General features: G+C 38.8%; 2 protein-coding genes and 1 pseudogene. 1 reads left to right on the top strand and 2 read right to left on the bottom strand.

The window, feature by feature from the left end; all coding sequences use genetic code 11:
* Positions 1-11: 11 nt before the first annotated feature.
* Positions 12-1214, top strand: coding sequence for a DegT/DnrJ/EryC1/StrS family aminotransferase (locus EHQ58_RS10000; RefSeq protein ID WP_135623765.1), 1203 nt, complete (start codon positions 12-14; stop codon positions 1212-1214).
* Between the two features lies 1 nt (position 1215).
* Here EHQ58_RS10000 and EHQ58_RS09995 read toward each other — a convergent pair whose 3' ends face one another.
* Together EHQ58_RS09995 and EHQ58_RS18715 are read right to left on the bottom strand one after the other, a co-directional pair.
* Positions 1216-1908 (bottom strand): hypothetical protein, encoded by a 693-nt coding sequence (locus EHQ58_RS09995; RefSeq protein ID WP_135623764.1) that lies wholly within the window; start codon positions 1906-1908, stop codon positions 1216-1218.
* Positions 1909-2008: 100 nt separating this feature from the next.
* Positions 2009-2815: pseudogene (locus tag EHQ58_RS18715) on the bottom strand (hypothetical protein); the annotation flags it as partial.

Raw genomic sequence — 2815 nt, 5'->3', positions numbered from 1 at the left:
TTTAGATGAATATGCTTACCACTCGCAAAACCTTTCTACCGTTTGCCTTGCCATCCATTTCCGAAGATGCGATCGAGGAAGTTGCCCAAGTTTTGCGCTCTGGGTGGGTGACATCTGGACCGAAGGTCAAGCAATTTGAGATGGAATTTGCTGATTTCGTAAACGCTCCGATCGCCATTGCTGTAAATTCTGCAACAGCCGGTCTCCATTTGGCACTCGAGGCCATAGGACTTACAGATGCGGATGCGGTCATCACGAGTTCTATTACTTTCACTGCTACCACTGAAGTGATCTGTTATTTTCACGCGGAACCTATACTTACAGATGTTGATCCGATCAATAACCTTTTAACTCCCAAGACCTTACAGGAAACCATTGATCGATTTTGTATTTGGAATGGTAAGGCTTTAATCTCTAAAGCAACGGCAAAGCAAGTACGTGCAGTCATGCCAGTCCATCTTGCCGGTTTCACTTGCGATATGGAAGGGATTATGGAGATTGCACGGAAATACAAACTCATTGTCATTGAAGATGCAGCTCATGCCTTTCCTGCCGTTCATAAGAATCAAATGATTGGCAACTGGGGAGATTACACTGTCTTCAGTTTTTATGCTACCAAAGGAATCACAACTGGCGAGGGCGGAATGATCACCACAAAACATCAGTCTGCTGCAGAACGTATTCGGAAAATGAGATTGCATGGCATCAATAGAGATGCTTTTAATCGACCTGGCTGGTATTATGAGGTTGTTGAAGCAGGATTTAAGTACAATATGACCGATATACAAGCCGCATTAGGTGTAGTCCAACTAAAGGAGTCTCATCTGTTTTGGGAAAGAAGGACACAAATTGCGAAACATTATCTGGAAGAGTTCAAAGATTTAAAGGGCATTAAACTTCCTTGCGATGACGCAGATGGACAACATAGTTGGCATTTATTTCGAATTGAAATTGATCCAACAGTAGCAAAAATGGGAAGAGATACTTTAGTCGAAGAGCTGAAAGAAATAAATATTGGCACAAGTTTACACTTCATTCCCATCTTTGAGCATCCATACTATAAGAAAAATTTTCAATTTGAAAAGTCTGCCTTTCCCAACGCAAATGAAATGTACAACAAAACACTTTCTCTTCCCTTATTTGCAGGGATGTCTTCACAGGATGAAAATGATGTGATCAATGCAGTAAAAGAACTTTTAGGTGAAGGAGATTAGTTTACTCTAATCTCTCCTCATAAAATTTCTGATCATACGTAGAAATAAGATCCGCGAGACCCAAATAAAATTGATAATCCGTTTTATCTATTTGTCTTCTGATCCAAAATCCTACGACTTGCTTTACTAAATCTTCATCAAAATCATCGTCTCCTTTGAATGTTTTAAATTTTGCGGCCTCCTCAATATCTTCGCTATCGGTATAACCAAGTTTCATAAAATGAACAAATTTCTCTAGAAAAAATGGATCAAGACGTCTCTCTTTACACAATTCTTGATAGCGTTCAATCTCTTTATGGTAATACTCTGAATTCGAATTTAATTTGATGTACACGACAAAGAATGTCCGTGCCAAATTTTTAATGTATTGGTCGTAAGTAGACTGAGTTAGGCTTTTAAAACTTGAATCGTTCACAGCAGGAACGAAATATTTCCGCAATCGAATTGGAAATTCTGGGTGATAATGGCCAAATTCACTTTTGTGATTAATCACTATAGAATCGTCGGAATGGGGACCTTTTATAAAAATAGGGATTCCAAGTAAATTTGATAGTTCCTGGATTGAAATAAAAGATCTCAGATAATAATATATATTTATTATATCTGATTTTTCTAATGGTTTTGGCTGAAAGGAAGGGCCTTGGTATTTTGCCATACCTAACTCTGTCCATGCGGACTGTGTTAATAAATTCAACCGATTGTGAGACTCGGCTGAAATTGGAAGGATAGTAACCTTCCTCCATTCTTGCTGCAAACTGGGTATGCAACAAGAAAGTAAGGCGAGAAATAGAAAACTACTTAATTTTATAAGTAATCTCGGCTGGTAGGTTTTCCCATTCTGCATTGGCATCTTTTTTAAAGTATACGGGAGAAATCGCAGGCACGGAGGATAAACTTTGATAAATAATTAAATCCGTTTCCTTCTTTTCAAAATAACGCTTATCACTCACTGGGGTGACTCCGATGCTTGAAATGGGAACCCAACCATAACCTAAGATAAAGACCATCGTTGCATCTTCGATAGATTTCGCTTTCCCACCTTCAAACCTAACAACGCGATACGGCATTACAGGCAAGCCTTGTTCCGTTAAACTTTTCCTAAAATCATTGTATCCGGGGTTAAGAAGTCGTATTGAGTTTAGTGTTTCGATATAGTCTCTTGCAAAATTTTTCGGGTTTTCCTTTGCCTTTTCGTAGTAAGCACTGATATCTGGAGGATAAGAAACTTCCTTATCTAAGTAATCATCGGCGATAAAATATTTGATGAACTGGTTTCTAGATGTGAACTTATACTTGATCGTTTGTTCCCCGGAAGTGTCCTCTATTGACATTTTTTTCAGATGCACACGGTTTCTTTGCACAAAGGCTGGCTTATAGCTTGCGTCTGTAAATTTAACCGAGCGAATCCTCTGTCCTTCATTAGAGGGTGGATGAAGGATTGCAATTTGTGCCTTGGAAATGGAAACCGTATCAATTTTAAACTTGAGTGTAACTTCTAAAGTATACTCTTCCTCGCCTGACGCAATGAACCTTTCCGTTTCTACGAATGGGATATTTTTGATTTCATGATTTTCTCGGTCGACAACCCATAGTTTAGAACC

This window comes from Leptospira ognonensis, from assembly GCF_004770745.1.
GTDB lineage: Bacteria > Spirochaetota > Leptospiria > Leptospirales > Leptospiraceae > Leptospira_A > Leptospira_A ognonensis.
This window is presented reverse-complemented; position numbering and strand designations above follow the sequence as displayed.